At 57.0% G+C, this 5,441-nt stretch carries 5 protein-coding genes; 2 read left to right on the top strand and 3 right to left on the bottom strand.

Annotated elements, in window-relative coordinates:
* Both AC2FND_RS19405 and AC2FND_RS19400 read right to left on the bottom strand, forming a co-directional pair.
* The coding region (locus AC2FND_RS19405) for a lysylphosphatidylglycerol synthase domain-containing protein (RefSeq protein ID WP_496771358.1) at nt 1-506 on the bottom strand (506 nt) is incomplete at its 3' end.
* Nucleotide 507: 1 nt separating this feature from the next.
* The gene (locus AC2FND_RS19400) at nt 508-1,434 is read right to left on the bottom strand and encodes a glycosyltransferase family 2 protein (RefSeq protein ID WP_496771357.1); all 927 of its coding nucleotides are present in this window, start codon (nt 1,432-1,434) and stop codon (nt 508-510) included.
* 307 nt (nt 1,435-1,741) lie between these two features.
* Here AC2FND_RS19400 and AC2FND_RS19395 point away from each other — a divergent pair, with 307 nt between their 5' ends.
* Nucleotides 1,742-3,178: a lipopolysaccharide biosynthesis protein gene (locus AC2FND_RS19395; RefSeq protein WP_496771356.1), complete on the top strand. Its 1,437-nt coding sequence runs from the start codon at nt 1,742-1,744 to the stop codon at nt 3,176-3,178.
* 47 nt (nt 3,179-3,225) lie between these two features.
* Here AC2FND_RS19395 and AC2FND_RS19390 read toward each other — a convergent pair whose 3' ends face one another.
* On the bottom strand, nt 3,226-4,731 hold the full coding sequence (locus tag AC2FND_RS19390; RefSeq protein ID WP_480484421.1) for a PepSY-associated TM helix domain-containing protein: 1,506 nt from the start codon (nt 4,729-4,731) through the stop codon (nt 3,226-3,228).
* A gap of 242 nt (nt 4,732-4,973) precedes the next feature.
* Here AC2FND_RS19390 and AC2FND_RS19385 point away from each other — a divergent pair.
* On the top strand, nt 4,974-5,441 hold a 468-nt coding region (locus AC2FND_RS19385), incomplete at its 3' end, for a glycosyltransferase family 2 protein (protein WP_496771355.1).

Here is a 5,441-nt window from a genome sequence, read left to right as displayed (position 1 = left end):
ACCATCCCCGCCAGTGCGGCCAGCAGGATCAGCGCAACCGGCCAGATCATATGCCCGCCCGCAGCGCTTTCCCATGTCAGGACCAGGCCCAGACAGGACAGGGTCAGCAACGCCACCATGTCGATCAGCCGGTCAACGGTTGCGCCCGCAACAACCTGCGCGCCGTCTTTCATCGCCGCCTGCGCCAGGCCGGCCCGCACCGTATCACCGCCAATTGCACCGGGCAGGCACAGATTTGCGGCCAGTCCGGCAAAATGCGCCCGGATGGCCAGCAGGGGCGAAAGCCCCCGGTTCAGCAGCAGCCACCATTTCAGCGCGGCCCCCACATGGGCCAGCAGGAACAGGGTCAGCACGCATAGAAAGACCCAGATCGGGATCGACTTCAGTGCCGCCACGATGGCCTCAGCGGGAAGCAACCAGAACAGGATCGCCAGCACCACGACCGACCCGGCCACCCGGATCAGCCAACGCCGTTGACTTGGGTCGGAAAGCAGCCTGCCGCTCATGTCACGGTCTGAGGTGCAGCCGCGAGATCATGTCGGCGATCAGCCCCAGTGACCAGATCATGATCGCGGCCAGGAATGAGAACACTGCAGTTTCGCTGAGGTTCCAGTAGAACATGTCGATAATGAACTTCACCGTGCCCAACGTGAAAAATGCCAGACCTAGCGGAATGAACACCCGCAGCGGGTTGAACAGCGTGCTGATGCGCAGGATCAGGATGATGAAGTTCAGGAAATCAATCGGTCGGATTTTCGATTTACCCACCCGTTTGCCGTATTCGATGGGCGTATAGATCATCCTTTTACCATTCGAGGTCATGCACAGCGTGATCGTGGTGGTGAACGAAAAGTTCTGCGGCAGCAGCGGCAGGAATGGGATCAACTCGGATTTGCGGAACACGCGCAGGCCCGAGTTCAGATCGTTGATCTTGCGCTCGGCTAGAAATGAAGCGAAGGCAAACAGGAATTTCTTGGCCGGCCTGCGCAGCAGCGGCACGTTTTTCATCGCAGCACCCCGATCGCCCACCACCATGTCCTGATCGCGGCACATGGCCAGCATGCCCGGCAGATAGCGCGCAGGGTATGTGCTGTCGGCATCCAGAATGGCCACATATTCATGCTGCGCCATCCGCACCCCGCGCTTGAGGCTGGCGCCATAGCCGGAATTGACATCGTTGAAGGTAACGGTGGCACCACTGGCCTCGGCCTCGGCGCGGGTATTGTCTTGGCTTGCGTCATCCACCACGATGATCTCGTAAGGGATATTCAGCGGCTCAAGATGGGTGCGCACGTCCTCGACGGTGTGACGCACGGCATTTTCCTCGTTATAGGCGGGGATGACCACGCTCAGGCTCATGCCGGCGGTTTCCGATGCGATCAGCTCTTCAGGTGTGGTGCTGTTCGTCACCATCGGCTCTGCGACTTTGTTCATGAAAATGAAAACCTTTTATTCACTTAATAGTCCCAGCCCCAGCCCCCGCTGCAAGATTTGCGTGGCGCATGGAACGTAACGGGCATAATTCCCTGTATTGCGTATAGTATTCGAACACGTACAGACTGAACATAGACAATAAATTTGACCAAATTCGACCGTTAAGGCGTCAAGTTTGTAATTACGTATATTGCACGCAGCAGGTGCAAGTGTTTGAGGCATGTGCCGCCTGGAACATGGCGGGGTGCGGGCAGCAGGAAGGAAACGGATGTCAGGGCGGCAGAGTTTCAGCAGCGGAGTTGCCTGGATGTCGGCTGGTATCTGGGTCGAGCAGGCGTTCAACTTCATCATTTTTGCCATTCTTGCCCGTATTTTAGGGGTCGAAGCCTTTGGCCTGCTGGCGATGGTTGCGGCCTTTGTGCTGTTTTCCGAATTTCTGGTCCGCGAAACGATTTCCGACATTCTGCTGACCCGTGATGCGCTGTCAGCAGAGCGGCTGAATTCGGTTTTCTGGTTGCTGGCGTTGCTCGGGGGTGTGTTGACAATTGCGCTTTATCTGGGCGCAGGGCTGGTCTCGAAATTCTACAATGAGCCGATTGCGGGCGAATTGTTGATAGGATTGTCCCCAACAGTGCTGATGATTTCGCTGACGGCAGTGCCTGTTGCGATCCTGCGCCGGGAAATGAAGTTCCGTGTTCTGGCCATCCGCGCAGCACTTGGCGCGGCGGTCGGAGGGGTTGTGGGAATTGGCATGGCGCTGACCGGCTACGGGGTCTGGAGCCTGGTCGGTCAGCGGCTGGCGATGACAGCGACCAATATCGTGATGGCCTGGGGCGCAGTGTCCTGGCGTCCGGCATTCCACGCGTCCCGGGATCACATGCGCAGGATTTTGCATTTCAGCCACCGGATTCTGGGCCTGCGTGCGGCGGAACTGGCGGCGGTGCAATCCCCCGCGGTGATCATTGGCGCGATGCTGGGGCCGGTGCAGGCGGGGTATTACGCAATTGCCTGGCGGGTGATCGAGACGGCCTCGTTCCTCATGATCACACCACTGCGCACAGTGGCACAGCCCGCTTTTGGCGCAGCGGCGCGCGATGGAGATCAAGCGGCGGATCTGCTGATCGACGTCATGCGCCTGACCGGGTTTCTGGCTTTTCCCGCCTTTGCCGGTCTGGCGGTTCTGTCAGAGCCCGCGCTGGTCTTGCTGTTTGGTCAGAAATGGGCTCCGGCGGCTCCGGTCCTGAGCCTGATGTCGGTGTTCGGCATGTATCTGTGCGCCGAAAAGGTGCAGCAGACCTTTTGTCTGGCGGCAGGTCAGGCCGGGCGTCTGGCGGTTCTGTCCTGGGTCGAAGTGGCGCTGGCGGCGGCAGCGATTGTAGTGCTGGCCCCTTATGGCTTACCGGTTGTCACAGCTGGTTTCGTGGCGGTCTTTCTGCTGATCTGGCCGCTCAAATTCGCCAATCTGGGGCATATTGCAGGGCTGCCCGGCCCGGCTTTGATGCGGCAGCATCTCGCACCGTTTCTGCTATCTGCAGGAATGGCTCTCGCGGTGTTTGGGATTACACGGCAACTGGATGGGATGTCTCAGGTTTTGCGTCTTTTGATCGGCACTGCGACCGGAATTGTTGTTTATTGTCTGTTGGCTGCTTTGTTTTTGCGCGACAGGTTGCGTCTGCTGATCGCAATGGTGCGCAGGAAAGAGGAAACAGGCCCCGAGATTGACCCGCAAGAGGTCAGTGGATAGCACATATTAATGCGCTACCCATCCTGGTTGATGAGCGGGACAGGCAGCTACCAAATCGGTGCGCCGAGGCGGAAATTGACAGCCTTCTCCGCGCCGTTGGATTTTTTGAGGTGAGCGGTGATGTTATTCTCCGCCTCCGAAGGGAGCAGCTCAAAACTGGCGATGGCCCTGTCACCGTTCTGTGTGAATTTGACCGCCTGCACCTCATCGCCATTGATCGTGATCGCTGCAGCCTGAACATCAGGCTCACCGATCCGAAGTTGGATATCAAGGGCGGTGTCGCGCCGGAGTGGGGCGTCCATAATCAATCGGGCAACCGACGGTGGGGCGTCGATTGCAAAAGCTCTGGTTCTGTCGTGGGAATTGGGGCCAAAACGGTAATACGCGGTAAACAGAATACCTGCCAATAACAGAAGGTATCCCCACCGGGTCCATCCCATACCACGCCAGATGCGCCTAAGTGGGCCATTTTGTGTGGCATCAGGGGCAATTCTGGCCGCGAAAATCAGGGCGCCTGTAAGGGCAAGGCCGGTGGCAATCAGGCCGAGAATAATCCATAGCGCCATCGAGAACGCGCCGCCCCAGGTGCCGAAATGCAGCATGTTCATCAGCTCTTTCCACTTCGCAAGCCCGCCCAAACCGTTCGGCGTCAGAACCCCCAGAACCTCGAGCGTCGCCGGATCCAGCGCAACGGAACTCATGCCGCGAAATTCTGCGATCCCTTCTACATGCCCGATAAAGACAAGGCTGTCGGCTTTGCTGCCGGGTATAAGCATCACAACAGGATCAAAACCGGACAGGGCCGCCTGGGCGCGGGCTTCGGCAATGTTTATCATCTCTGGCCCAAAGCCCGTCGGCAAAGCGGAGTCGCGAGGAGACGAGGGAGGAAGCTCTGGTGTTGTGCCACTCATTCCCAACCCACCTAGCATGAAATAGAAGCTGGTCAGGGCGATCAGGATCACAACCGGTGCGGACCACACAGCGGTGAGCCGATGCGCACCGCCTGCCCATGATCGTATTCCGTTCGAACGGCTGGGCCACCGGAAAAACCCTTTCCAGAACCGCCGATACGTAACGAGCCCGCTGATGATCTGTCCCAGCAGCAGGACCGATGTGGACGAAACCAGTACGAACATGGCCCGTTTCTCGGTTAGAAGCGTATCGTGCAAATCCCGCAATATGTTGCGAAAGCCTAGGTTGCGCGTTTCTTCGACAACCTCTCCGGTGGCCGGATCTGTCCAGAATGTCACCGCCTCACCCCAACCTGTGTTGCCATAGACCTGGTCCACGAACCAGGGGGTTGAGCGTTTGACGATCACGAAAGGCCGGCTTTGGGGATGGGCTTCTTTGACACCTTCATAGATCATACCGAAGCTGGCGGTGCGATCTTCCTTGGCGATAGTGGTCCAGATCGCCGGACGGCCAATCGATTCAAGTTCGAATCCGGCCACCAGAAGGGTTCCGGTCAGAAACATGAATGCAAAAAAGAGAGATAAATGCAGGCCCATCCAGGTGTGGATCTGAAAAAGCGCATTACGGGTTCTACGGTCCATTTGAATATTTTTCAGTCTACAATTTCTGGGTACACTAAACGCGGTATAGGCATGGGAAACAATAGCCAGGCGGTAACGTTATCGGGCGGCGGCGGATTCATTTTCTCTGTGGCTGCGAATACGCATTGTTGCATGATTTTTCTGCGGTGCAGATGTTGTGCGAATCCCAAACTTTACGGGATGCTATGATTGTGTCTGCATATTGGGTGGGTAAGTGGTGCCGTTAGATGTTAGATAATGATATGAAAACAATTTCTGTTGTCTCTCCTTGCTTCAACGAAGAAGACAACGTGGCAAGTTGCTACGAAACCGTTAAGGCGATTTTTGAAAAAGAGCTGCCGGGTTACAGGTGTGAGCACGTCTTTGTCGACAATGCTTCGACCGATCGTACCGTGGAAATCCTGCGTGGGATCGCTGCCAAAGACAAGAATGTAAAAGTGGTAGTGAACGCCCGCAATTTTGGTGTGTTTCGATCCGCCTTCAATGGGCTGCGTTATGCCGGGGGGGATGCGATTGTCGTCATTCTGCCGGTTGATCTGCAGGACCCGCCCGAAATGATCCCGGAATTCGTGCGGTTGTGGGAAAGCGGGTATGATGTGGTCGCGGGTGCACGGGCCAGCCGTGAAGAAAGCTTTGTGATGCGCTGCGCTCGATCGGCATTTTATACGATCGTTAACCGATTGTCAGACGTGACGATGGAATCATCCGTC

The sequence above is a fragment of the Ruegeria sp. BHSB056 genome (assembly GCF_059613305.1).
This window is presented reverse-complemented; position numbering and strand designations above follow the sequence as displayed.

What these genes read in the sequence shown, in the direction of transcription:
- AC2FND_RS19400 (WP_496771357.1), bottom strand. Translation starts at nt 1,434, where the DNA reads ATGAACAAAGTCGCAGAGCCGATGGTGACGAACAGCACCACACCTGAA.
- AC2FND_RS19395 (WP_496771356.1), top strand. Translation starts at nt 1,742, where the DNA reads ATGTCGGCTGGTATCTGGGTCGAGCAGGCGTTCAACTTCATCATTTTT.
- AC2FND_RS19390 (WP_480484421.1), bottom strand. Translation starts at nt 4,731, where the DNA reads ATGGACCGTAGAACCCGTAATGCGCTTTTTCAGATCCACACCTGGATG.